We start from the raw sequence: 240 nt of genomic DNA on the forward strand, positions 1-240 counted from the left end.
CCGGTAAGCCGCTTTCCGCCTACACCCAGTTACGTGCAGACGGTTCCACGTCCTCGGGATGCTGGATTTACACCGGCGTGTACGCAGACGGTGTAAACCACGCCGCCAACAGGAAGCCGGGCCAGGAACAGGGGCCGGTAGCGCCTGAATGGGGCTGGGCATGGCCGGCCAACCGGCGTGTTCTCTACAACCGGGCATCAGCGGACCCGGCCGGGAAACCATGGAGCGAGCGGAAGAAGT

1 protein-coding gene is annotated in these 240 nt (G+C 64.6%); it reads left to right on the forward strand.

What is annotated here, in order from left to right:
• On the forward strand, positions 1–240 hold a 240-nt coding region (locus SB679_RS26135), incomplete at both ends, for a hypothetical protein (RefSeq protein WP_410705316.1).

It is taken from the genome of Chryseobacterium sp. SIMBA_029 (genome assembly GCF_046535275.1).
Lineage (GTDB): Bacteria > Bacteroidota > Bacteroidia > Flavobacteriales > Weeksellaceae > Chryseobacterium.